Origin of the sequence: Salinibacter pepae (genome assembly GCF_947077775.1) — a bacterium.
Taxonomy (GTDB): domain Bacteria; phylum Bacteroidota; class Rhodothermia; order Rhodothermales; family Salinibacteraceae; genus Salinibacter; species Salinibacter pepae.
The window spans coordinates 1,796,443-1,820,372 of sequence record NZ_CAMTTE010000001.1 but is presented as its reverse complement, the minus strand read 5'-3'; the positions used below and the strand labels follow the sequence as shown (position 1 = coordinate 1,820,372).

At 65.8% G+C, this 23,930-nt stretch carries 24 protein-coding genes; 11 read left to right on the top strand and 13 right to left on the bottom strand.

Annotated features, from left to right (window positions below):
* Nucleotides 1-5 precede the first annotated feature (5 nt).
* Entirely contained in the window at nt 6-662 is a 657-nt protein-coding gene (gene folE / locus OJA40_RS07595) for a GTP cyclohydrolase I FolE (protein WP_263789384.1), read from the bottom strand.
* 52 nt (nt 663-714) lie between these two features.
* Nucleotides 715-1,128, bottom strand: coding sequence for a 6-pyruvoyl trahydropterin synthase family protein (locus OJA40_RS07590; protein ID WP_208426441.1), 414 nt, complete (start codon nt 1,126-1,128; stop codon nt 715-717).
* 258 nt (nt 1,129-1,386) lie between these two features.
* On the opposite strand from OJA40_RS07590, the gene OJA40_RS07585 reads away from it, so the two are divergent.
* The 5 genes from OJA40_RS07585 to OJA40_RS07565 all read left to right on the top strand — a co-directional run bounded on the left by OJA40_RS07585 (nt 1,387) and on the right by OJA40_RS07565 (nt 5,873).
* Nucleotides 1,387-1,731 carry a histidine triad nucleotide-binding protein gene (locus OJA40_RS07585; protein ID WP_043552785.1) on the top strand — a complete coding sequence of 115 codons (345 nt, stop codon included), beginning with the start codon at nt 1,387-1,389 and terminating at the stop codon, nt 1,729-1,731.
* 95 nt (nt 1,732-1,826) lie between these two features.
* A complete protein-coding gene (coaE, locus tag OJA40_RS07580; RefSeq protein WP_208426440.1) occupies nt 1,827-2,426 on the top strand; it encodes a dephospho-CoA kinase in 600 nt (199 codons plus the stop codon).
* A 506-nt stretch (nt 2,427-2,932) separates the two neighbouring features.
* Nucleotides 2,933-3,634, top strand: coding sequence for a sensor histidine kinase (locus OJA40_RS07575; protein WP_208426439.1), 702 nt, complete (start codon nt 2,933-2,935; stop codon nt 3,632-3,634).
* A 157-nt stretch (nt 3,635-3,791) separates the two neighbouring features.
* Complete coding sequence (locus OJA40_RS07570) at nt 3,792-4,553, top strand: response regulator transcription factor (RefSeq protein WP_208426438.1); 762 nt, start codon at nt 3,792-3,794, stop codon at nt 4,551-4,553.
* Between the two features lie 630 nt (nt 4,554-5,183).
* Nucleotides 5,184-5,873 (top strand): response regulator transcription factor, encoded by a 690-nt coding sequence (locus OJA40_RS07565; protein WP_208426437.1) that lies wholly within the window; start codon nt 5,184-5,186, stop codon nt 5,871-5,873.
* Nucleotides 5,874-6,060: 187 nt separating this feature from the next.
* On the opposite strand, the gene OJA40_RS07560 is transcribed toward OJA40_RS07565, so the two are convergent.
* Nucleotides 6,061-7,044, bottom strand: coding sequence for a PLP-dependent cysteine synthase family protein (locus OJA40_RS07560; protein WP_263810249.1), 984 nt, complete (start codon nt 7,042-7,044; stop codon nt 6,061-6,063).
* 992 nt (nt 7,045-8,036) lie between these two features.
* Between OJA40_RS07560 and OJA40_RS07555 the strand changes: the two genes are divergently transcribed.
* The 3 genes from OJA40_RS07555 to nuoH all read left to right on the top strand — a co-directional run bounded on the left by OJA40_RS07555 (nt 8,037) and on the right by nuoH (nt 10,974).
* A complete protein-coding gene (locus OJA40_RS07555) occupies nt 8,037-8,684 on the top strand; it encodes a TetR/AcrR family transcriptional regulator (RefSeq protein ID WP_263810248.1) in 648 nt (215 codons plus the stop codon).
* Between the two features lie 796 nt (nt 8,685-9,480).
* Nucleotides 9,481-9,714 carry a hypothetical protein gene (locus OJA40_RS07550; protein ID WP_263810246.1) on the top strand — a complete coding sequence of 78 codons (234 nt, stop codon included), beginning with the start codon at nt 9,481-9,483 and terminating at the stop codon, nt 9,712-9,714.
* Between the two features lie 222 nt (nt 9,715-9,936).
* Entirely contained in the window at nt 9,937-10,974 is a 1,038-nt protein-coding gene (gene nuoH / locus OJA40_RS07545; RefSeq protein ID WP_263810245.1) for an NADH-quinone oxidoreductase subunit NuoH, read from the top strand.
* Between the two features lie 156 nt (nt 10,975-11,130).
* Here the strand turns inward: nuoH and OJA40_RS07540 are convergent, their stop codons facing one another.
* A complete protein-coding gene (locus tag OJA40_RS07540; RefSeq protein WP_263810244.1) occupies nt 11,131-12,624 on the bottom strand; it encodes an HAD-IG family 5'-nucleotidase in 1,494 nt (497 codons plus the stop codon).
* 287 nt (nt 12,625-12,911) lie between these two features.
* Here OJA40_RS07540 and OJA40_RS07535 point away from each other — a divergent pair, with 287 nt between their 5' ends.
* Nucleotides 12,912-13,280 carry a DoxX family protein gene (locus OJA40_RS07535; RefSeq protein ID WP_263789375.1) on the top strand — a complete coding sequence of 123 codons (369 nt, stop codon included), beginning with the start codon at nt 12,912-12,914 and terminating at the stop codon, nt 13,278-13,280.
* Between the two features lie 35 nt (nt 13,281-13,315).
* On the opposite strand, the gene OJA40_RS07530 is transcribed toward OJA40_RS07535, so the two are convergent.
* Entirely contained in the window at nt 13,316-14,065 is a 750-nt protein-coding gene (locus OJA40_RS07530; protein ID WP_208426999.1) for an SDR family oxidoreductase, read from the bottom strand.
* Nucleotides 14,066-14,213: 148 nt separating this feature from the next.
* Complete coding sequence (locus OJA40_RS07525) at nt 14,214-15,842, bottom strand: sodium:solute symporter family protein (protein ID WP_208426998.1); 1,629 nt, start codon at nt 15,840-15,842, stop codon at nt 14,214-14,216.
* 403 nt (nt 15,843-16,245) lie between these two features.
* Here OJA40_RS07525 and OJA40_RS07520 point away from each other — a divergent pair, with 403 nt between their 5' ends.
* Together OJA40_RS07520 and OJA40_RS07515 are read left to right on the top strand one after the other, a co-directional pair.
* The gene (locus OJA40_RS07520) at nt 16,246-16,932 is read left to right on the top strand and encodes an SDR family oxidoreductase (protein ID WP_208426997.1); all 687 of its coding nucleotides are present in this window, start codon (nt 16,246-16,248) and stop codon (nt 16,930-16,932) included.
* Between the two features lie 87 nt (nt 16,933-17,019).
* Nucleotides 17,020-18,453, top strand: coding sequence for a Na+/H+ antiporter NhaC family protein (locus OJA40_RS07515; protein ID WP_208426996.1), 1,434 nt, complete (start codon nt 17,020-17,022; stop codon nt 18,451-18,453).
* 24 nt (nt 18,454-18,477) lie between these two features.
* Here the strand turns inward: OJA40_RS07515 and msrA are convergent, their stop codons facing one another.
* The 7 genes from msrA to OJA40_RS07480 form a co-directional block, all read right to left on the bottom strand.
* Nucleotides 18,478-19,170, bottom strand: coding sequence for a peptide-methionine (S)-S-oxide reductase MsrA (gene msrA / locus OJA40_RS07510; protein ID WP_263810242.1), 693 nt, complete (start codon nt 19,168-19,170; stop codon nt 18,478-18,480).
* A 99-nt stretch (nt 19,171-19,269) separates the two neighbouring features.
* Nucleotides 19,270-19,980: a peptide-methionine (S)-S-oxide reductase gene (locus tag OJA40_RS07505; RefSeq protein WP_263808359.1), complete on the bottom strand. Its 711-nt coding sequence runs from the start codon at nt 19,978-19,980 to the stop codon at nt 19,270-19,272.
* A 212-nt stretch (nt 19,981-20,192) separates the two neighbouring features.
* Nucleotides 20,193-20,717, bottom strand: coding sequence for a carboxymuconolactone decarboxylase family protein (locus tag OJA40_RS07500; RefSeq protein ID WP_208427721.1), 525 nt, complete (start codon nt 20,715-20,717; stop codon nt 20,193-20,195).
* Between the two features lie 134 nt (nt 20,718-20,851).
* Nucleotides 20,852-21,439, bottom strand: coding sequence for a TetR/AcrR family transcriptional regulator (locus OJA40_RS07495; RefSeq protein WP_208427722.1), 588 nt, complete (start codon nt 21,437-21,439; stop codon nt 20,852-20,854).
* Between the two features lie 103 nt (nt 21,440-21,542).
* Entirely contained in the window at nt 21,543-22,076 is a 534-nt protein-coding gene (locus OJA40_RS07490; RefSeq protein WP_263808358.1) for a hypothetical protein, read from the bottom strand.
* Nucleotides 22,077-22,217: 141 nt separating this feature from the next.
* Nucleotides 22,218-22,976, bottom strand: coding sequence for a flavodoxin family protein (locus OJA40_RS07485; RefSeq protein WP_263808357.1), 759 nt, complete (start codon nt 22,974-22,976; stop codon nt 22,218-22,220).
* Nucleotides 22,977-23,022: 46 nt separating this feature from the next.
* Nucleotides 23,023-23,895: a class II glutamine amidotransferase gene (locus OJA40_RS07480; RefSeq protein WP_263808829.1), complete on the bottom strand. Its 873-nt coding sequence runs from the start codon at nt 23,893-23,895 to the stop codon at nt 23,023-23,025.
* Nucleotides 23,896-23,930 lie beyond the last annotated feature (35 nt).

Here is a 23,930-nt window from a genome sequence, read left to right as displayed (position 1 = left end):
CGGGGCTACTCGGCATCGATCAGGCGCATGAACTCGTCCCGGGTGGCGTGATTGTTAAACTCGCCGCTCACCGAGCTGGTGGTGGTCGCCGAGTTCTGCTTTTCGGCCCCCCGCATCATCATGCAGAGGTGCTTCGCCTCGATGACAACGGCCGTGCCCATGGGGTCGACCACCTCGTCGATGGCGTTTCGGATCTGGAGCGTAAGGCGCTCCTGCACCTGCAGGCGCCGGGCGAAGACCTCGACCGTCCGCGGGATTTTGCTGAGTCCCACAATCTGGCCGTCCGGAATGTAGGCCACGTGGGCCTTGCCGTAAAACGGCAGCATGTGGTGCTCGCACATTGAGTACACCTCGATGTCTTTGACGAGAATCATCTCGTCGTAGGCCTCTTCGAAGAGGGCTTGGCGCAGGATGTCCTTCGGGTCGAGGGCGTACCCGTGCATCAGAAACTGGTAGGCCCGGGCGACGCGCTCGGGGGTGTCGGCGAGCCCCTCCCGGTCCGCGTCTTCGCCCAGGATGTCGAGGATGGCCTCGATGTGCTCGCCGAGGGCCTCGGAGGTCTCTTCGTCGTAGATGTCGCGCCGCTCGTAGAGTTTCGGCGGCATGCCGTCGGCGGAGCCGTTGGTGCGCAGCCCGCTCGATTGGATCTTTTTCTCAGCCATTACAGAAGATGAGGGCGGTGAGACAGCGTGTGGAAGCGAACGGCCGGAGCGGCTACGCGCCCCGGTATTCCACGAAATTGCGAGGGGTTTCGTACAGTCGTACGCAGTGGAGCTCCCCGTTGGGCAGTGCGTCTTCGATTTCGTTCCAGATGGCGATCGCAAAGTTCTCGCTCGACGGAATGACCCCGTCCATAAAATCGACCTCCAGGTTCAGGTTCTTGTGGTCCACCTTGTCGAGCACCCGGTCGTGGAGGATGTCCTTCAGGACGCCCAGGTCCACCACGTACCCGGTCTCGGGGTCGGGCTCGCCGGCCACCGTCACCTCCAGCTCGTAGTTGTGGCCGTGCCAGTTCGGGTTGTTATCCTTTCCGTAGGTGTCCTCGTTCCACGCATCCGACTTGTTGGGGTTGTGGAGCCGGTGGGCGGCGTTGAAGTGAACCTTGCGGGTGATGTAAACGGTGGGCATGGCAGAGTGACGTTCGAAGAAGCCGGAGACGATTATTATGCCCGTAGGTACCGATCACTCCGATCGATGTTGTTTAGCAGGAATAAACGGCCGCATAGTTGTCAGTCTGTTCGCACATGTATCGGAGGCGTCGGGAAACGGGCCGTTCCGGGCCGGTAGGGCCCTTGTGATTCGTCCGCCGCATCTATATTGTGAAAGCACGGTCCGTATATGCAGGACCGTCCGCTCGATTCCGCTCACGGACTGTGGACTGATCCCATGTCCGAGAAGACCATCTTCCAACGCATCATCGACGGTGAAGAAGACGCCGACATCCTCCACGAGGACGACCGGTGCGTGGCCTTCCGGGACATCAACCCGGAGGCGCCCACCCACATTCTCATCGTGCCCCGAAAGCCGATCCCGTCGCTCGACGACCTGGATACGGAAGACAAAGACCTGGTCGGCCACCTCTTCGTGGTGGCCCGGGAACTGGCCCAGGAGGAGGGGCTGCGTGACGGCTACCGTACCGTCATCAACTGTGGAGACGACGGCGGACAGTCGGTGTGGCACCTCCACCTCCATCTTCTCGGGGGGCGCCGCATGAGCTGGCCCCCGGGATGATTGAGCACCGACACGTTGCGGGGATATGTTGCGAGTAGGGGGCGGCCGTCTGTCGCCGGGGGGACGTCTGTGTTTTGCATTTCTGCTTCGTCGCCGTGACCACGCTGGGCGTAACAGGAGGCATTGGAAGTGGAAAGACGACGGTCTGCGGATTCCTGGAAGAAAAAGGGGCTCGCGTCTTTTACGCCGATCTCGAGGCGAAGCGGCTCATGCAGGAGAACGCCGACGTGCGGGCCGCCATCGTCAAGGCCTTCGGGGCCGCGGCCTACCACGAAGACGACACCCTGAACCGGGAGTACCTCGCCGAACAGGTATTCGGCGAGGCCGGGCGTGTGGAGCGGCTAAACGGCATTGTCCACCCGCACGTCTTCGACGCGTTCGAGGCGGCAAAGGAGCGGGCAGGGGACGAAGGGGTGTCCCTGCTCGTCCACGAGGCGGCACTTCTCTTCGAGGCGGGCGGCGACGAGCACGTCGACGTTACGGCCGCGGTGGTGGCCCCGGAGGCCGACCGCATTGCGTGGGTGACGGCCCGTGACGACGTGTCTTCGGGGCAGGTCCGGGCGCGCATGCAGCATCAACTCCCTCAGGATGAACTCCGCGAGCGGGCCGACCACGTGCTCGAGAACGACGGAACCCTCAACGACCTGCGTCGGCAAAGCGCAGAGCTGTACTGGGCCGTCACGGGCGACCAATGAGCGTTTAAAAAGTTCTCGTCCATCCCTGGGAAAGGGGAGGATTTGCCCCAACGGCCGCCCGCCGGGGCAGGAAACGCCCGCACGTCCCGGCGACGGGCCCGGGCCCCGGATGAATTAAGGAGGCGTGATCCGAAAACTCGTACCTTGAAATCGAAAAGTTTACACGGTACTTTACGGCAAGTTCGTGTGTAGCCCACCGCGTCGTGGCCGCTAGGCCTCCAAAGACCTGTTGAGGTCCCATTCAGGGAGGGGAAGAGGGCGAAGCCCCGAACGCCGGTCGGCTCGGAGGGCGGCCCTGCACGAGAACCAATCACATCGGCCCGGGTGGGCATTTGTGGCACGTTGTTTTCACGTCTGATTGACGGCGGGCATCCGGCGCTCGTCTGCCGAGCAGAAGCGCGCGATTGTTGTTTGGCCGGTTCCGTTGGCGGAATCGAGACGTTCGGGGCCGGCGAAGGGCGCGCGCAGGCTGTAGACATTGACGGTTTCTAACTTGAGGGAGTGCGATGAGCAACGATTCGAGACAGCTCTCCGCCGTACTGCATGAGTTGAAGAACCCCATCCTGGCCATCGAGCGTCTGTCCGACATTCTGCTCGAGAACGACCAGGATTTTTCCAGCGATACCAAACGCAAGATTGAGTTGATCCATACGTCGGCGAAGGAGGCGTCCGGTTATCTGGAGGATCTGGACTTTTCCTCTCCGCCGGTCCTTGCCGACGACTTCTCCTTCGCCCCGGTTGACGTGTCGGCCCTGGCCGAGCGGGTGGTCGAGAGTTTCCAGCCCCACGCCGAGTACAAGGACCAGACGCTGCGGCGGGCCGAGTTTGCCGACGAGGCCATGGTGGTTGGGGACGAGGTGCGCCTCCTGGAGGCCATGAAGAACATTGTGAACAACGCCCTCAAGTACTCGCCCCGTGGCGAGACGGTCGACGTGCAGGTCCAAAAGACCGAGGCGGAGGTGCGCTTTGCTGTGTCCGACAGCGGGCCCGGCCTCAGCGAGGACGACCTGGATCGGCTGTTTAAGCCATTCCAGCGCCTCGGGCAGCAGCCCACAGACGGAGAGGTGTCGCTGGGGCTGGGGCTCTACCTCGTGAACGAGATCATCAGTCGCCACGACGGAGAAGTGGACGTCGAAACGGAGAAGGGAAGGGGGAGCATTTTCACCCTCATCCTCCCGGCGGCGTCCGTATCCGCAAATCATCAGTAGGGGGGTGGTGGCGGGCCCGGCGTCTTCCCACATCAGGGTTGTAGCCGTGCGCGCCCATGTATACATTTAGGAAAACGTACAACTCTTGTCCGTAGTCGCGAAGGCCGGGCGCTCGTATTCTGTCCGCGCTGTCTCTTTCATTGTCTCCGCGATCCACATGCCGGATCAGTCTACCACCCACATTCAGACCTTTCTCGTCGACGACCACCCGGCGATTTTGGAGGCGATTCGCAATCGCATCGACGACACCCTCGACGTGGAGGTGTGCGGAATGGCAACGTCCTCGGACGAGGCGTTCCGAAAGATCGAAGACATGGCGCCGGATACCGCCGTCGTTGACATCTCCCTGGAGGACGCCCATGGGTTGGACCTTGTGCAAAACCTCCAGTCGCAGTGTCCGGAGGTGCAGGTCGTGGTGTATTCGATGTACGACGAGATGGTCTACGCGGAGCGGGCCATCCAGGCCGGGGCGTCCGGCTATCTGATGAAAGATCAGCCCACCGAAGATCTCATCGAGGCGATCCGAGTGGTGGACGGGGGGGAGGTCTTCCTGAGCCGAGAGATGGCCTCACAGATCCTGAACAAGGTTGCCCGTGGGGAGTCCTCCGAGCCGAGCTTCCCCATCGAGGAGTTTACCGACCGGGAGCTGGCCGTCTTTCAGATGCTCGGGGAGGGGTGCAGCATCGAAGAAATCCAAGACCGGCTGAACCTGGCGCGGAAGACCGTAGAGACGTACCGGCGGCGGGCAAAGGAAAAGCTGGGGTTTGACTCCGTGTCGAAGCTGCTCCAGTTTGCGGTGCAGTGGGCGTCTGCGCCGGGGGCTGGCAAAAAGGTCTCGGGAATGCCCGATGGGGACGCCGAAGTGTCGGCCGACGGGAAGGCTTCGGGCGAAGGCGAGGGGGAGAACACCGATGAATAGGTCTGGGGCCCCGATTGGGCGGGCGGGGGCTGCTGAAGAGAAGCCGGCAGGGCAACTCTGACGCCGATTTTCTGCGATCGCCACTTCACCAAGGCGACAGAAGGGGTGCGTCAAATCGAAAAATAGTGCTCTGCCAGATTACGGAAGTATGATCCGTTTCCCCACCGTATGCATGCGCTGATGTGGTAGACTGCCGAAGTGCGCGTCTCTGTGATTGAGGGGTGTGTTCGGTGCATCGTTCTGAAAGCGCACCGGACCGCAAATTTTGGCACGGTCCTTCGGCAAAGGTGACGCCGTTGGATGAATGGTGGCGTTCACGGGATGAAAGTCCGCCTTCTTTGCGTGCCAAAGAAAAAACATTCTGGGCCCCACCAGACAAGCCAGCCGCTCTTCCACGAGGCCCGTGCAGATCCGTTGGGCGAGACTGCGGGGTGCGAGCACGACGTGAACAGGTCGTATCAAGAAAACGCACGCGAGGTGGAGCGGCATCGACGGACCTCCCGTCGCTTGCCAATCCCGCGTGCGGGCCGTTCGACGCTGCCTGCTCTCGCGGTCACTCGGGACGGGGCCACCGAGGCGTCGGTCCCAATCTGAGATCTCCACACCACCAGCCATCTCAATTCCAGGCGAATGAGCTCCGAAACGGTTCGCGATAAGACGCAGATTGTCGTCGTCGACAAGCATCCGGCCATCCGGGAGGTTCTGCGGTCCCGGATTGAGGGCCGTCCAGAGATGGAGCTGGAAGCGGAATCCGCGAATTCGGAGGATGCCCTCGCCCTCGTCGAGCAGCACGACCCCGACGTGGTGGTGGTCGAAATCTCACTGGGCGACGCCGACGGGCTGACGCTCATCCAGGAAATTCGCTCCAAGGTGCCGGAGGTCCGCATTCTCGTCTTCTCCAAGTACAACGAGGACCTGTATGCGGAGCGCGCCGTCGAGGCGGGGGCCTCCGGGTACGTCATGAAGACGAAGCCCACCGAAGAGGTGATGCGGGCCATCGAGCTCGTCAGCGAAGGGCAGGTGTTTCTGAGTCGGCACGTCTCGTCCCGCATCCTGAGCCGGCTGGTGCGCGGCAGCGGCGACACGGAGACATCGCCGCTCGAAAAGCTCACCGATCGCGAGCTGACTGTCTTCCGGAAAATCGGGGAGGGACACAGCGTGCGCCAGATCGCCGACCAGCTCGACCTAAACCGGAAGACGATTGAGACATACCGGCGGCGTGCGAAGGAAAAACTCGGCCACGAGACCGTGGAGGACCTGCTGCGGCACGCCGTGCAGTGGGTGGAGCAGGGAACGCGCGAGCAGACAGACACGGAATAGCACCCGTGGTGGGCTCCGGTCTGTGCCGCGCCGACGTGTGCGTGGGGCGCCCGTGGTCCTCTTTCAAGGGGGGCTCCTCCACGGGGGGCGCAGTGGATTCGGGCGCTAGGGCATCTCACCACCCTGCTCCGTCCCGCCCCCCCTCCCACAGGGGCATCGCACGTGGCCCGGGTCCAGAAGCAGGCGGCTACACGTTGAACAGCGTGTCGAAGTACTGCTCGCCGCCGTCACAGACGATCATGACGACCGTCGCGTCCGGCTGCTCGGCGTGAATGTCCCGGGCGACGGAAAGGGCGGCCCCGGCGCTTGGCCCAACGGGCATCCCGTGGGTCTGAGCGGCCTCGCGGGCCTGTCGGAACGCCTCTTCGTCGGCCACGTCGCGCATCTCGTCGACGTGATCGAACCACATGGTGGGAAGCTCTCCCCCTTTGCCCAGCCCCTCCACGCAGGTGTCGTAGGGAACCGCGTCGGCGCCGTAGAACGAGGTGGAGATGTTGGAGTGCTCGGCATCGACCCCCACGACGGTTACGTCTCGTCCCGCGTCCGCGGCCTGTTCCTTGACGTGCCGGGCCGTGCCACTGACGAGTCCGCCCGTGCCCATCGCGCTGACGAGGTGCGTCATGTCGGCGCCGGCCTGTGCCCAAATTTCGGGCCCCGTCCACTGGTAGTGAACCCCCGGATTGGACTGATTGTGGTACTGGTCCACCAAAAACGCCCCGGTGTCCTCGGCGATGCGCTGGGCGACCGCCCGGTAGTGGTCGGGATGGTCCGAGTCCACGTCGGGACACGTTCGCACCTCCGCGCCGAATGCCTTCATGTAGCCGATCTTGTGCGGGCTCGTCCCCTCCGGACACGTCAGCGTGCAGGGAACCCCCAGCCGGTTCGCAACGAGGGCCACGGCGCCGGCCGTGTTGCCGGAGCTGGCCTCCACGACCCGGTCGTACTCCCCATTCTGCAGGGCCTCCGTCAGGATGCCCATGGCGATCCGGTCCTTCATCGAACGGGTCGGGTTCGCCGACTCCATCTTGCAGAGCAGTCGCCCGTCCTCCGCCCCGGGATAGGGGAGCATGGGCGTGCCGCCGATCTGGCCCAGAATGGGATCGTCGGTGGGAAAGGGCGACGGCGGTAGGGTGTCGGGCTGTGCGGAGCGGAGGGGCGCGTCGGTCGGCATGGGGGAGAACGCAGTGAACAGGAAAACGACGAAATGCTGCGAATTGGACCGGTCCGCCTCCTTCATGTTCGGTCCCCTCGCTGATTTCGGGAGGCATTCGCCCGGACGCGGGACAGAGGCGGGCAGAGACCCCAGTGGGAACGAGTACGCGCTTGGAAAACTGTCCCCGAGATTCTGATGGGGCCTTGCCGTTGCCGCCCGCTCACCGAGCCCGCACGCGGACTCCCGCTAGCGGCCCCTCCCCCGGAATTGTTGCCCAGGGCCCACGCCAGCAGTCGGCCGGTCCCGGGATCCACCACGGGCGGTCGTCCCCGACCAATGAACCTTCCCCCGCCGCCGTGGTGGCGAATACGATGAACGGTGTGTGATGCAGGTCCTTTTTTTTTTTTTTTGACAAGGTGTCAGAAAAAGACGTTTTCGCAAATTGTCAAAACGTGCGCGGGGCGTGGCCGCCCAGAGAATGGTCGGAACGCGTGCGGCGAGGAGGGGACATCGGTCCCCACCACGTTTCGTCAAACCGACTGCATATTCGGGGGGTGTGGAGACGTAGGGGCGTCGTCTTTAACGTGGGACCCCGACTCGGGCACGGGGCTCTCTCTGATCATTGCGACTGAAGAATCTCTTCGAAAATGGCGGACAACAGAAAAGGGCGCCTGTGCTCGACGGGCGGCCGTGTTTCTCGGGACCAGTTCCGTTTTATTCAGGAAGATTCCCCCCAGCATACAAGGAGCACTCGCTCACTGCGTTTTTAGCGTTTCGACGCCACTTCGCTCTGCTCAGAATGACCGGAATTCTTAGGGAGCTTCACCGGAGGGCAGCGACCTGCCATTCAAACCCGTCCGGCCGCTAGCCCTCTGAGCCCGTCTGGAGGACGTGTCGGAGTGTCAGGGCGGGGGGAGGGCGTCCGGCACGGGCCGACGCGTCAGAACACCTCCATGTTGACGGCGTGTTGTGCGGGTCCAACGCGCCATGTTCACTGCCACCCCCTTCCCATGTCCGTTGATGACCGACAGCGCGAAGAAAAACGCCAGCGCCGCCGCACCATCGTTGACGCCGCGGAAACCGTTCTCGACGAGAAGGGCCGTGACGCCATGACAATGGCCGAAATCGCCGACGAGGCGGAGGTAAGCCGAAGTCTGCTCTATGTGTACTTCGAAAACATGGCCGACATCGTGCTCGCAGTCACGCACCGGGGCTTCCGGTCAATGCGGGAGCGATTCGAGGCGGCCGCGCGGCAACACAACACCGGACGAGCCCAGATCCGAGCGATTGGCGACGCGTACGTCCGGTTTTCCCGGGAAAAGCCGACCCTCTTCCAGCTCGTCGCCCAGTTTGAGTCCCGTGCCGCCGACCCTGACGAGTCCTCCGAACGGGTGCGCCGGTGCCTGGCCGAGGCGGATCGGGGGCTGCAGGTCATAAGCACCGCCATCCGGGCCGGCATTGACGACGGCTCGATCCGCCAGGACCTTGACCCGCGGCAGACGGCCGTGACGCTCTGGGGGGCCACGCATGGGCTTATCCAGCTTGCCGCCAACAAAGGAAGCGGCCTCGAAAAACGATACAACCTGGATCCCGGCTCCCTTGTCAACAACGGGCTTGACTTCCTCGGCCGGGCCCTCGCCGATCAGGACGGACCTTGACGGAGTGTCAAGCAGGGCGTACCCGATGCGCCGTCACGTCTCTGGGGGCAATTCGGTGCGGGTAGAGGGAAGCACAGGAAATGATTTGCGCGCGTACGGTTGGCCGTTGTCACACCGTCAGTCAATGTCGCAGCGTTTGGCGGATCGTCGGTTCGGGGCCTGCGGGAGTGGCTGCCGTGGAGGCAGGCAGCGGGCAGGGAGCTCTGGAGAACCGGGTTTATGGTTTGGGGGTGACAGTGTGTCAAGAGCGGGATTGGGTTCTGCGGTCCAGGGACGTGTCCCCCGGATGGACGCATTCCCCTCATCCTGACTCCGTGTTCTAGCCGATGCGGCACACGTTCTCGTTCCTTTCCTCGCAGGCAACGTCGATCTGTAGTGCAATGCTTCTCTTGGGGCTCCTCGTCGGGTGCGATGCGTTTGGCCTTGAGAACCTGTTCGGGGAGACAGCTGCGGCCGGCGACTGCGTGGGTCTCGTGCAGCCTGGAGACTGGTATGTTGATTTTCCCTCGTAAGAGGGGCACCTTCCCGGTAGCTCCACGACAAGGTTCATTTGGGCGCCATCTTGCGGCGTTGCCCACGGTGTCTCGGCTGAGCATCTGCTCGCAAAACAGGTTCTGACGGGCCCCCTCCGAATTCCGAGTCCCACCCCCTGCGGACGGCCGACAGCACCGTCGTGGGGCCGGGGCTTCAGGTCACGCACCGGACACCGTCGCGCTCGGCGATTCGTTCCGGATGCACCTCCAGACCGAAAACTCCCATCGGACCTCCCGTTTCTATCCTGTCCGGGAGTGCCTGCATGTACCGCTTCGGAATATACGAGGGCGACGAAACGGTGCCCGTCGAGGGAGCAGGGCGGATCTGCGCGGCGGTTCAGACGGAGGTCTCGGTGATCGCGGGCGTGCGGACGCGCCGGTGCGACCTTCAGGCGGCCCGCACGTCGAGCAATGCCGCCTCGGTTTCGCCCGGTGCCTACGCGGTCCGGGCTGCGCTGAGCTTGCGGGTCGACGGCGTCGCCGTAAAGTCGCCGTAAAGGAGACAAACCACGATCGTCTCCGCGGGCGAGTGAACGGGCGGAGGGAGGCGAGGACGTCGAGAGGCGGGCCGTGAACTCTCCCCAAAAATGGCGGGGGCCCCGCAGCATTTCAGGACCGGATGCTGCCGGAGTGCTTGCGCCCGTCGCCGGCAACGAGTACGTTTCAGAGGTGTACCTACACTTTCCTTGCCCGCGTCCCCCGAACTCAACCGTGCGGACATGATCCCCTCAATGGTTTGGACGGCCCTCGGCGCCTTCCTCGTCATCAATGCGATGCTGCTTTCGGCGTCGCTGCTGGTCTTTGCGGAGCGACGCGTCTCGGCCTTCATTCAGAACCGCCCGGGGCCGAACCGGGTGGGGCCCCTCGGCCTCCTGCAGCCGTTCGCCGACGTGCTCAAGTTCGTGCTGAAGGAGGACGTGCAGCCCGCGCAGTCCAACAAGTTCATTCACTCGATGGCGCCCGTCGTCATGGTCGTCATCGCCATGACCACCGCGGCGCTCATTCCCTTTGCCGAAGGGGTGGTTGTGGCCGACCTAAACGTGGGGGTCATCATGCTCCTGGCGCTCACCTCCATCAGCGTCTACGGCGTGACGCTGGCGGGCTGGAGCTCCAACAGCAAGTTCTCGCTGCTCGGCGGGCTGCGGTCGGCGGCGCAGATGGTGTCCTACGAGCTCTCGATGGGACTGGCGGTCATCTCTGTCGTCCTCATCGCCGGGTCGCTCAACTTCATGGAGATCGTGGAGCACCAGAACTCGGGCGGCGCGCTGCTGGGCTGGAACGCGGTGCGCAACCCCATCGGCTGTCTCATTTTCATCGTGACGGCCTTCGCCGAAACCAACCGCGCGCCCTTCGACCTGCCGGAGGCGGAGGAGGAGTTGGTGGCCGGCTACCACACCGAGTACAGTGGGATGAAGTTCGGCATGTTCTTCCTTGCCGAGTACGTGAACTGGTTCATCGCCTCCTTCTTCATCGTGACGCTCTTCTTCGGGGGCTACCTGGTGCCGCTTGAGCCGCAGCTGATTGCCCTCTTTCCGGCGCTGGAGGGCTCGACCCTGCTCGCCCTGCTCCAGTTCGTGAGCCTGATGCTGAAGGTCAGCTTCTTCTCCTTCGTCTTCATCTGGGTGCGGTGGACGTTCCCCCGCTTCAAGTACAACCAGCTCATGAAGGTGGGCTGGAAGTATCTGCTGCCCATTGCCCTCGCGAACGCCATTCTGATCGCGCTCGGCGTCGTCCTCTTCGGGGCGGTCGGGCTGTAGGGTTTTCGGGTTGGGGGTTTTGCGTTGAGGGTTGAGCGTTAGAAGGTTGAAGGTTCGAAGGTTGAACGTTTGGGTCGAGACGACTGGGGCTGTCGCCGCCCCGTCCTCCCCGGGCCCACTCTCTCCTTCCCCCGCTCCTTTGCACTCCCGCCCTCCTCACCCGCGCTCCTTGGCGGTCGTTTCGTCCCACTCGTAGCCGGAGGTCAGGGACTCGTACTGCGGGTCCCGCTCGGCGGCCTCGTCGTGCGGCAGGCTGCCCCGGTGGGAGCGCAGGTAGGTGAAGGGGGTGTGGTGGAGAAAGTTGGAGACGCGCCCGGTGTAGACGTCGGCGTAGCGCTCCACCTGCCGCGCGAAGAGGCTCTTGTCCTTGCCGGTGCGCATGAGGGGGCCCCAGTTCTCGTTGACGAGCTGACTGGAGGCCTTGGCGAGGGGGGCGATGTCCTCGTCGAGGGCGGTGAGGCGTGTGCGGAGGGCCGACATTTCCTGTTCGAGGGCCTCCACGTCCTGGCCGTCCGTCTCCCCGTAGTTCGCGTGCAGACGCTGACGCTGCAGGCGCTTGGCCGAGAACTCCGCCTCCAACTGCTCTTTCTGCTCCATCAGCCGCGAGAGGCGGGCCTGCCGGTCGGCGAACGACTGAAACGCCTCGATTTCCTGCTCCAGCTCCCGCACCACGAGGGCCGTGCGCCACCGCAGCACCTTCTTCGACACGTTGACGTCCACAAACAGGTGGTCGCCCACGTAGAGGATCTCTTCGCCCCGCAGCCCGAGCGACCGTTCCACGAGCGGGGCATTGCCGCCCACGTACACGCTGTCCTCCTCCAGCGGGCCGTTCATGTGCTCCCGCAGCAGGCCGTCGTCGCGCTCAATGCGGAAGGCCGGCATGTCGACCGAAAAGAAGTCCGGCTTCCGCGCCCCCACGATGGAGAGGTCGAAGAGGTCCCGCCACGTCATGTCGTCGGGAAGGAAGCCGTTGAAGGCGTACGCCAGCATGGGCTGGGCGTAGCTCCACTCGGAGTTGGTAATCAACAGCAGCTTCTTCCCGGCGCGCTTCTGATCGAGAAGGGTGAGGGGCATCTGCGGGTCGAGGTCCACGAACCGCTCCGGGTGTTGGACGATGGCCTCCTTGAGCCGCCCCTCCATGTGGGCCTCGTCGAGCGTATGCTGTACGCGCTCCCAGAGATCGGTGTAGCCCATGGAGCCCTCCAGCGCGTCGGCGTCGAGCAGGTCCACCAGCTGCATGTACATGCAGGCCGACGAGATGGAGAAAAGCGTGTTGAGGAAGTACCAGCGGTCCTCCCCGAGGTCGACGAGCGTGCGCTGATACTCGTCGCGTTGTCGCTCGTAACCGAGGGGGGTGGTGCCGTGGAAGGCCCGCTTGACGTACCCGAACCGGTTGGCCTTCACCACATTGCCGCGCTCGACGTCGATTACGAGGCCGCGAATGGCCAGCTCCGGGTCAAACTGCAGATCGTCTACCGGCCAGCCCTTCGCCTGGAGGCCCTCCCGGATGAACGTGTAGGCGCGCTTTTCCCACTTGCGCATGTGGTAGTGGATGAGCGTGTAGTCCATGTCGTACCCGATGGCCTGAATGCCCCGCAGGTTGAGGGTACGGTTGCAGAAGAGGCCCCGGGAGGAATCGGTGGCGTCCATGAAACGAAGCGGGTCGGAGAAAAGCGCGGCGGAGGAGGGAGTGTATACTCGGATCCCTCACAAACGCGGGGGCCTCCGGATTGCTTCGTTACGAAACGATCAGTCAAACAGAGGGATGCGGGGCACTCCTGGTTGACGGAGTGTCAAGGCGCTGTGTGCCGGCCTGGGCACATCTGCATCAGGCCCCTGCCCGGATTGGGCACGCACCACGGCCACGCGGGTGCGATCCTCTGGCTCCAGGTCCCGCCCCTGCCCCCTGTGCTCTCACGTTCATTTGATCCGCCCCCATGCACCGTTTCTCCGTGTGCCTCATTGCCCTGCTCTTTGCCGCGGCGGGCACGGCCCACTTCGTGTGGCCGTCGGCCTTTGCGCGCATTGTCCCGCCGTCCCTGCCGGCCCCCTACGTGCTGGTGTACGTGAGCGGGGCCGCCGAGCTGCTGGGCGCCCTGGGCGTGCTGATCCCCAAATCGCGCGAGTACGCTGGGTGGGGCCTCATCCTGCTCGCGTTGGCCGTCTTCCCCGCCAACGTACACATGGCGCTCCACCCGGCCGACTTCGAAGGCATCCCGGCGTGGGCGCTCTACCTGCGCCTGCCGCTTCAGGTCGCCCTCGTCGGCTGGATCTACTGGGCCCTTGGACTCCGAATAAGGGCGTAACGGGCCGATCGGAGCACTTGGAAGCGTCGACGCGACTACCCCTGCTGGTCGGTCGGCATCACGAGGAGCTCCTCCACGTCCACGTGCTCGGGGGCCGTGAGGGCGTAGTGGATCGTGTCCGCGATGTCCGCGGACGCCATCATCTGCATCTCGTCCTGCATGTCGCCCATCCCCGCCAGGATGTCCTCGTCGGTGATGGTGTGGGTTAGTTCCGTGTCCACGGCGCCGGGCTCGATGGAGGTGACCCGGATGTTGTGCGACGGCGCCAGCTCGTTGCGCATCCGCTCCGAGAGGGCGCGGACGAAGAACTTGGTGCCCGAGTACACGGCGCTGCCGGGAAAGGTGCGGCGCCCGGCCACGGAGGAAATGTTGACGATGTGTCCGTGCCCCTGCTCCATCATCGCGGGCAGCACCGCGCCCACGGCGTGGAGCACGCCCTTCACGTTCACGTCCACCATCTGCTCCCACTCGTCCTCGTGGAGGTTTTCCATGAGGGAGAGCGGCATGATGCCGGCGTTGTTGACCAGAATGTCGATGCTCCCGAACGCGTCGAGGGTGGCGTCGGCGAGGGTCTGCACCTGGTCCCGGTCGGTCACGTCGGTCGGGCAGACGATGGCGGTGCCGCCCTCGGCGTCGATGTCGTCGCGGAGGGTGTTGAGGCGCTCCGCGCGGCGGGCGGCGAGCGCTACGGACACGCCGTCCTGCGCAAGACGGTGTGCGGTGGCTTCGCCGATGCCGCTTGAGGCGCCGGTGACGATGGCGGATGTTCCCGTGAGGTCGGTCATGGAGTTGGAACGGATTGTGGTTGGAAACGCATTGGGCCTGTCCGACAAGAGAAGCCCGGGACAGGCGTATCGGAGGGGGCGGTGAGGGGCAGTTCGGCCAGGGAGCAGGAGCGCTTGGGGGGGCGAGTAGCCCCGCATCGCCGAACGCCTACGCGGAGGGGGCCGCCGCGGCCGTCTCTCGTTCTTCCTTCTCCTCCTGCTTCAGCTGCTGGTTCAGCTCGTACATCTCGCGGCGCCCCGAGTAGTAGTCTCCGTCGTAGCGTTCGAGCACGCGGTCGCTCGGGGGCGTGCCGAAGGCGATGCCCACGAAGATGCCGATGATGGAAAGGGCGAGTCCGATCACGCCGTAGGCCAGGCCCGAGTTGGTGAGCCACGTTGGCAGCCAGCCCAGCATCTCGTACTTGCCGAGGAAGAAGAACAGGAAGATGCCGACGGTGCCGAAGATGATGGCCAGGTAGGCCGAGAGCGTCGTCGGCTTTTTGGAAAACGCGCTAAACGTGGCGACGGCCGTCGTCGCCGAGATGAGCGCGCTCGACAGGAAGTACATGTCGAACAGCCCCGGAAACTCGAACGCCCACAGGAGCGAGATGCCGATGAAGCCGGCCGTTACGGCGCGGCCGGTGTTCAGGCGAGCCTGTCCGCTCACGTCGTATCGCTCGAATACGAGCGGCTCCAGCACGTCCTTCGTGAGGTTCATGGCGCAGACGTTCACGTAGGTGTCGACCGACGAGAGCGCCATCCCCATGAGCGCCACGATGAGCGCCCCGGCGACGATCGGGTTGCTAAACAGCTCCGTGATCATCGACGAGAAGATGAAGTAGCCGAAGCTGCCGACCTCGCTCGGAATCTCGCCGCCGACGGGCGGAAAGACGACCAGTGCCGCCACGGCGATGAGGGTGGGCATGAGGACCACGATGATGACGTTGAACGTGACGTTCCACCACATTCCCTTCTGGGCCTCCGTCTCGGTGGAGGTCGCCATCACGCGCTGCCATGCCCCCTGCAGGGTGATGAAGCCGGGCGTGTAGATAAGGAGCGACGCAAACATGTAGGAGTAGCCCGGCGAGTCCCAGTCCCAGAAGTGATCGGCGTAGACGGGCGGCGTCTCATTGATCTGAGCGACGATCTGTCCGAAGCCGCCCGAGAGGGCCGCGGCCTCCATGATGCCGAACACCGAGAGGGCCACGAGCATGATCGCCGCGCAGACGAACTGGATCAGGTCCGTGCGCAGGACGGAGCGGAAGCCGCCCATGGTCACGTAAATGCCGAACGTGATGCTCACGATAATGGCCATCGTCACGATGCCGACCTCCAGCGGCTTCGACAGCACGGCGCTCAGCACGTAGATTTCGGCGGCCAGCCACGTGAGGTACGCAAAGCTTTGCACGGGCCCCAGGAGCGTCTGCGTCATGCGGTTGAAGCGGAAGCGGAGGATTTCGGGAATCGAGACGCCCGGAAACCGCCGAAACAGCTTGGGCACGAACAGGAGCCCGACGGTGCACAGGAGCCAGGGGATCGTGAAGATCCAGATGGCCCCGAGGCCGTAGGCGTACCAGAGGTACATCTGCCACGTCATCCAGCCGAGCAAAAGCCAGCCGGCCGCCAGGGAGGCGGCCGTCCACCAGCCCGGCACCGTTCCTTCGCCGATCCAGAAGTCGAAGGCCCGTTCCCCCCGGTCGTCCACCGTCCGGAGGCCAATAAACTGGTAGGCGCCGATGGCGACCATGCTTGCCAAGAACGCCCCCGCGAAGACCCAGTAGATCGCTAGTTCACTCATCCCTTGAGAATCGGTGTGATGGAAGAGAGCCCGTGCCGCACGACTGCTTGCGGGCCGGCGTGCACAGTCCGACGGTGCTCGTAGCGCCTCCGCACCTGCAAGACCACGACCAAACGTATAGGTTCGTTCGACGAGTCGCCACCGTTTTGGGCGATCTGCCGTCCATATTCCGGATTGTTACAGACCTTCATACAGGTGTGAATATGAAGTGAGGGAGTATGGACTCGGCACAGAGGAATGCCGTGTGGTGTTGTGGAAAGACATAACGTTCGCCTGCGACCAACCGCTCTGCCCCGGTATCTTCGGCGCGCCCGACGCGGAGGCTCCGGCTCGTTGACCCGAACCGTTCCAGTCGGTACGTTGGGGGCACACGCACTGCCCACAGATCAATGCTTCGATCGCTATGCCCACCGTAGCCATCACTGGGGCCGCCGGCGTCATCGGCTCCGTGACCGCCGAGGTCTTCGACGACGCGGGCTGGGACCTTGCCCTCATCGACATCGGGGCCGAGAACCGGGCCACCCTGGAGGCCTCCTTTCCCGACGCGCAGGTCTTTGACGTCGACCTGACCGACGCGGACGCCACGATGGAGACGTTCGCGGATGTCTGGGAGGAGCAGGCGGCGCTCGACGCCGTCCTTGGCATCGCGGGCGGGTTTGCGATGCAGCAGGCCGTCGAGTCGACGGCCGACGACTACGCCCGCATGATGGAGCTCAACTTCCGCACCCTCTTCAACACGGCCCGTGCGGCGGTGCCCTTCCTCACGCGGGCGGACAGCAGCTTTCTGCTCGGCGTGTCCGCACCGGCGGCACTGGAGGGCCAGGCCGAAGCCGGCCTCTACGGGGCGTCGAAGGCCGCCGTGGCGTCCTACGTCAAGTCCCTGGGGCTCGAAGAACGGGGCGCAGGCCTGCGCACGACGGTCCTCTACCCGATGGGCGTCGTGGACACGCCGGACAACCGCGCGGCGATGCCGGACGCCGACCCGTCCACCTGGGTCGACCCGCGCGAGCTGGCCGACGCGATGCTTTACGCCGCCACCCGCAGCCCGCGCGGCCACGTGCCGGAGCTGAAGGTCCGCGCAACGTCGTAGTGCCTCCCGTGACGGTCATCCTCCTTTTCGGTACACCCGGCGGCGCCGGCCTCGTCGACGGGACTCCTCCAGGGACGTAGTGTTTGAATGGACTGGATCGTTCTGCTGCCGCCCGTCGTGGCGATTGGACTTGCGATGTGGACCCGGCAGATCTACCTGTCGCTCTTTGCCGGGCTCTGGCTGGGCACCACCATCCTGGCCGGGGGCAATCCGGTGCTGGGCCTCCGCGAGCTGGCCGACCAGATCGTGACGGTCTTCACGACCGAGAGCAACGCCCGCATCCTCGTGTTCTGTCTGCTGGTGGGCGGGCTCGTGGCGCTGGTCCAGGCCTCAGGCGGGGTGCAGGGTTTTATCAAGTGGGCGCGGGCCCGCGGCTGGGGGGAGAGCCGGCGCGGGGCCGAGCTATTGGCGTGGGGCATCGGGGTGGTTCTCTTCGTCGAGTCGAACATTTCGTCCCTGACCGTTGGGGCGGTGAGCCGCCCGCTGTTCGACCGCCTCAGCCTGCCCCGCGAGAAGCTGGCCTACTACTGCGACGCCACCTGCGCGCCCGTCTGCATGTCGGTCCCGCTCAACGGGTGGGGCGCCTTCGTCCTGGGCCTGGTCGGGGCCCAGGAGCTGTCGCAAAACGCCGTGGCCGTGCTGGCCGAGGCGGTGCTCTTCAATTTCTTCGCCCTGTTCGCGATCGGCTTCTCGCTCGTGCTGGCGCTGACGGGCTGGGGCTTCGGGGCCATGCGACGGGCCGAAGAGCGGGCGGCGGACACCGGGCAGGTCCTGCGCCCCGACGCCCAGCCGATGATTGAGGACGACGTGGCCCGCATCGAGCCGCCCGGCCACGTGACGCCGCAGGCACGCAACCTGCTGCTTCCCGTCGCCGTCATGGTCGCGATGATCTTCGTCGGGCTGTACGTCACCGGCGGGGGCAATCTCATGGAGGGGAGCGGCTCGACGGCCGTGCTGTGGGCGGTGGGGACGGCCCTCGGGGCGGCGTTGCTGCTCTACGCCCTCCCGCGTCCGCTCCGGGAGGGGCGCGCCACCCTCACGCTGGGCACGTCGATGGACTGGGTCGTGAAGGGCGCGTCCGGCCTCGTGCCCGTCACGCTGCTGCTGGTGCTCGCGTTTGCGCTTGGGCAGGTCTCCCAGGCGCTCGAGATGGGCGACTACGTGGTGCAGCTCGTCGGCGAGCAGGGCCCGGCCTGGTGGATGCCCGTGCTCGTGTTTGCGGTGACGAGCTTCGTGGCGTTCACGCTCGGCTCGTCGTGGACCGCCTTCGCGATCCTCATTCCCGTGGTGATGCCGCTGGCCGTCGAGATTGCGCTGCCGGCGTCCCTCATGCTCGGGGCCGTGCTGTCCGGGGGGATCTTTGGGGACCACACCTCGCCCCTCTCCGACACCTCCATCATCTCGTCGATGGCGGCGGCGTCCGACCACGTGGACCACGTCAACACGCAGATGCCCTACGCCCTCGTGCAGGCCGGGCTGGCCGCCGTCGCGTTCGTGGTGGCGGGCCTGCTCGCCGGATGATTCCCCCCGGCGACGACGCCTCGCTCACGCCCGATGGCGATCCTCGGCGATCGTGCGAAGGGCCTCCGTCGCCGTTGTGGGCAGGCCGAGGCGGGCCGCGTCGTCCGTGAGCCGGGTCGGGGCGCGGTGGCCGCCGACGTAGCCGTTTGCGAGGGCCGCGGCGGGCGAATCGGCAAAGGCCCGATCCGCCGGGTACACGGACCGAAGCGGGTCGGCGACCGCGGCGTGGCGGCGGAGCTTGTGCTTCTGGTGGTACGGCTCCGCGCGGGTGAAAGCGGCGGCCTCGATGATCTCGGTGCTGAGGGCGCTGTCGTGCCTGGCGGCGACATCGGATCTCGACGCACGGGCCTGCTCGGCCTGCTCGGGCGTGGCGGGAAAGAGGGCCGACTGGTACTGTCGCTTCAGCGGCGCCCGCGTGGGGTCGTGGGCGGCCCAGAAGAGATCCAGCAGGTCGGCGTACGAAATCTGATCCGGGGCGTACGCCACGCGGACGGTCTCGACGTGGTCGCCAATGTCTTCGTAGGTGGGATTGGGGGATCCGCCGCCGGCGTACCCCACCGTGGTGCGCACCACCCCCGCCTGGGCGCCGAAGAGGGCGTCCGGGCCCCAAAAGCACCCCAGCCCGAAGGCGGCGTGGGACAGGTCGGCCGGGGCACGGCGGTCCATGGGCGGCATGTCCATCGAGGCGTCGGCGGGGGGTGTCGAGGAAGAGGGCATGGGGAGGAGAGAGGCATGGAGAAGCGAACGCGAGAATTCCCCGACGGCCCCGGTGAGCGTTCGGCGGGTCCACGGAGGGGCACGAAGGAGGTCCCGACGCTACGTGGATCGTTCTGCCTGTACGAAGGTGCCCCAGCTTCCGTGCCGCCGGGCCGCCGCACGGAGGGTCGAGAGGGCGCCGGCGGGAAGTCCGAGTCGGTCTTGGTCGTCGGCGAGGCGGGAGGGATGGCGGTGGCCGCCGAGGTAGCCGGTGGCGAGCGTGGCCGCGGGAGATCGCACCAGCGCTCGTGCGTCCGGGAGCCGGGCCTGGAGGGCGGCCGTCACGTCGTCGTGGCGCCGAAGCAGGTGCTTCTGGTGTCGGAGCGCGGCGGCGCAGAATGCACCGTCGCCAACGACCTCAACACGCGTGGCCCGCTCGTCCTGCGCGACGGCGTTGGCACACGCGGCCCGCGCCTGTTCCGCCTGCTCTGCGTTCTGGGGCACGAGCAGGGGCTGGTACCGGCGCTTGGCGGGCGTGAGGGTCGGATCGAACAGGGACCAGAAGCGATCCAGGAGGGCGGTGTAGCGGAACCGGGCCGGGTCGTATTCGATCCGTACCGCCTCGGCGTGGTCCCCAAGCGTGGCGTACGCGGGATCGGACGCCTGCCCGCCGGCATAGCCGACTGTGGTGCGGACCACGCCGTCCAGCGCCCCGAAGGCCGCCTCCACGCCCCAGAAACACCCGAGGGCCACGACGGCGGCCTCGAGGTCGGTCCGAGCGGTCCGGTCCATCGGGGGCGGCTGCATCGCTGGGTCGGTCGGGGGTGCCATCAGGGGCGGCGGGTTGCTCGTCGAACGTGCGGACAGCGACGTTGATTTCGCAGTCCGGTCGGGGGGGGCCGGCCTGGAGAAACGGGGCGTCGCCCCAACAAAAAACGCCGACCGTCCCCCGAGGGGGGAGGCCGGCGCACTCGGTCGGCGGCGATCCATTGCCGCCGTCTTGGTGGGGGCGTCAAACAGTCCCCGACATGAAGGGCCAGACCCTACGTCTGGAATGGCTCGTCGACTTCCGTGTCGGCAATGTGATTTACGTAATTGCTGATCGTCTTGATGCCGGCGAGCGCAACAATCTCGTAGAGTTCCGGGCGCTCCAGGCCGAGGTCCGCAAACTCCGCCTCGTCGACGTCGGAGAGCCAGCCGCGCTTGCCGAGAATGCGGCGCGTGGCGCGGACGAGGCCGCCCAGGCGGTCGTCGTCGGGAAGGCCCCCTTCGTTGATCGTCGCGGTCGTCTCGGCGTCGAGCCCGGCCTGTTGCCCGGCGACGGCGTGGGCCTTCGTGCAGTAGTGGCAGTCGTTGTAGCTGGAGACGGCGAGGATGACGGCCTGCTGCTCGGCCGCGGAGAGCACGCCTCCCTCTTCCACAATGCCCTGCGACGTCAGGTAAGCGTCCCCGACGGCGGGGTTCTCCTCCGTGATTTCCGTGATGAGATTGGGCACAAAGCCGAGGGCCTGTTCGGCCTTCTCGTGTACCTGCTCGGCAGCGGTCTCTTCAGCGGTGGTCGTAGCCATAACGAGGTAGAGTGAATGGATGCGTGGGTGTGAGTGCGGATTGAGGCTGTCCTGCTAATTTACTTACTAGTAGGTAAGTAAATACGGGACAGCAGGAGGTTCCTTCTGCTGTTTCTCTGTGGTGGAGCTGCCGGCTACGTTACAATCGAGTCGATGAGACGGCGAAGCGTATCGGTGTACGTCTCCGGATCCCGCTGTGGCGTCGTGAGCATGGCGCCTTCGACCGCGGCCAGGAGCACCCGGGCGGTGGCCCGTGGAGAGGGGCAGCCCTGCAGGCCCGCACCGCCGGACGAGTCCGCCCCGATGATTGTCGTGAGCCAGTCCTCCTGCTCGGCGAAAAACCGCTGGGTCTCCCGTTGCACCTTATCCGGGAGCGTTTCCGTGTCGGCCGCGAGGATTCCACAGAGGCAGAGCCCACCGTTCTCCAGAATCCCCGAAAAGAGCTCGACGTACTGCACGAGCCGTTCGCGGAGGTTCTCGTGCTGGTCTTCGAGGGCCGCCCGTGTCTGGCTGCTCTGCCGCCGGTACCGGCGCACCAGTGCCTGCCCGAGGTCGGCCTTGGCAGGAAAGTGGTAGTGAATGGCCGTCGTGGTGAGGTCCAGTTCGTCGGCGAGGTCCCCGTAGCTGACGGCGTTGTAGCCGCGCCGCTGCACCAGGTCCTGAGCCGTATCGAGGATGCGGGTGGCCGTGGGGGTACGGTCGGTATCCGGGGCGTCCTCCATGTGACGGGCGCAGTTACTTACTGGTTGGTAAGCAACGAACGGAATACCGTACCTACAGGAAGGTTCCGGCGGCCCGAGTCACAGGAGAGACGGCAGTGCGCGGCTACCTCCGGTACAGGGCGTAGAGGATGCCCGTGGGCACGGCGTAGATGACGTGGCCAGTCAGGCCGAGGAGCGTGGCGGGAAAGCCGACGTTCGGGAACGGCGGCGCGCCCGCGAATCCGGCGGCCTGGAGCCACAGGGGCATCACGAGAATCGGGAAGGCGATCGTCGTGACGACGCCCCAGGTTAGGCCGTGCACCAGGCCGCCCTGCAGGCTCCGCGGCGCCATCCAGTCGGCGACCGACGGGTATTCTACGTACGCGACGTACGCGATGCCCAGCATGACGCCGTGGAACTGGTGGAACGCCCAGCCGGCGAGGGGGGCGGGAGCCTCGGGGGTGGCCCCGATGCCGTACAGATTGGGAATGACGACCTCGAGCATCGGTGGGGGCATGATAAACGCCATGAAGAGGCCGAAAGCCACGCTTCCGACGAAGCCGCCGAAGGCCCCACGGACCCAGTCCCAGGGCCCGACCTCGCGGCGGAGGGCCGGTCCCGCGGTGGGGCGTGGGGGGGATGCTGCGGTGGAGGGCATGATATCAGGGGGGTATTGTGAGGGGAGTTCGTGCAAGCGTTCGCACTCAGCGTGCACGGACTCAGGTCACCAGCCGCCGCCAGCGTTACATGTCCGCCCGGAGGCGGCCTCTGGAGAGGGGCGCACAGGGGGGGCGAGCCGCTATCGGTGCTCCGGGTTCGGGTGATCGAAGCGGCAGCCGGCCTCCCACTCCGAGCGCTGGTTGCCGTGGGCGGGGACGCCCCCGGCCTCGTGGAGCCGGAGGGCGGTGTGCATCAGGTTCCACGTCATGAACGTGGTGTTGCGCTGGGTAAAGTCGTTGTCGACGCCCACGCGGGAGCCGTCGTCCCGCTCGTCACCGTAGCTGGGGCCGGGGCCGGCCGGGCCGATCCAGCCGGCGTCGGCCTGCGGCGGAATCGTGTAGCCGAGGTGCTGGAGGGCGTAGAGGATGCCCATCGCGCACTGCTTGATCCCGTCCTCGTTGCCGGTAATGAGGCAGCCGGCGGCGCGGCCGTAGTAGGCGTACTGCCCGTCCTCGTTGAGGTCGCCGCTGTTGCCGTAGAGCCGCTCGATCACGCGCTGGCAGACGGAGGATTTCTCGCCGAGCCAGATGGGGGAGCCCAGCACCAGGATGTTGGCGCCCAGGACCTTCTGGTACAGGGCCGGCCAGTCGTCGGCGTCGGCGCCGTGCTCGGTCATGTCGCCGTAGACCCCGGGCGCGAGGTCCAGGTCGACGGGCCGCACGATGTCGACGTCCACGTCGTTTTCCCGCATGATGGCGGCGGACGTGTCCATCAGGGTCCGCGTGTGCGACGATTGGGGCGAGGGCTTGAGCGTGCAGTTGAGGAAGAGGGCGCTGAGGGCGGAGAAGTCGGTGTCGGACTCGTCGCAGAGGGCCTGCTGTGTGTCGTTGAGGGACATGGGGGGTGGGGGTTGAGAGTGGAGGGTGGAGGGTTGGGGGGAGCCGTCAGGTGTCGAGGGGTTCGAGGTGGGGGGTGGCGTCGGGGGCGGTGGAGAAGACGGCGCCGTTGGGCACTTCGGTCCAGTCTTCGTCGGTGATGCGCTCGGAGGCGAAGACCGTAGCGCGGTAGTCCTCGGCCTCCGGGGGCGCGGCGTGCTCCTCCCCGCAGAGCGGGCAGGCCCGGACGGTAGGCCGGTCGAGCATCCAGAGGGTGCGGTTCAGTCGGGAGCCAGCGAGGGCCGTCCCGTCGGTCCACAGCAGGTTCAGGGCGAGGATGTGCTCCAGCTCGTCGTGGGAGAGGGCCTGCGTGTCGGCGTCGGTGGGAGCGGGCTCCGCGTCGGCGGCCTCCGCCGCCACCCACGACTGAACCTGCTGGAGGGCCGCCCGGGTCACCGCGTGCAGTGGGGCGTCGGGCGCCTCCTCCCGGAGCTGCAGGAGGAGCGCGAGCACGTGCTCGCTGTCGGTCGTGCCCCGAACGTAGCGGGCCCGCTCGTCGGACAGGCGGCCCAGGAGGTGCGGCCGGACGGCGTCGAAGGCCGGCACGTGGCCGTTGTGGATCAGAAGCGCGGGGCCGTGCCGAAAGGGGTGGGTGTTGGCGTGCGACGGGTCGCCCACTGTGGCCCGCCGGACGTGGGCCAGCACGGTGGTCCCCTCAGTTTGGAGGGCCTCGTCCCGGTACGACTCGCTTTCCGAAGCGGGCTTTACCTGTCGGAAGCACGACGTGGTGCCGTCGGTGACCTGCCCCATCCCCCAGCCGTGCGGGTTGGAGAGGCCACGGGCGTCCTTGCGGCTTTGCTGGATCATCGCGTTCTGGGCGTCGAGCAGCTCGCAGGCGGAGCGGGTCGGGTGGGTGGCTTGAAGGCCGTAGAGTCGGCACATGCGGGTGGTAGAGGGTCCAGAGTAGAGCTCGGCGA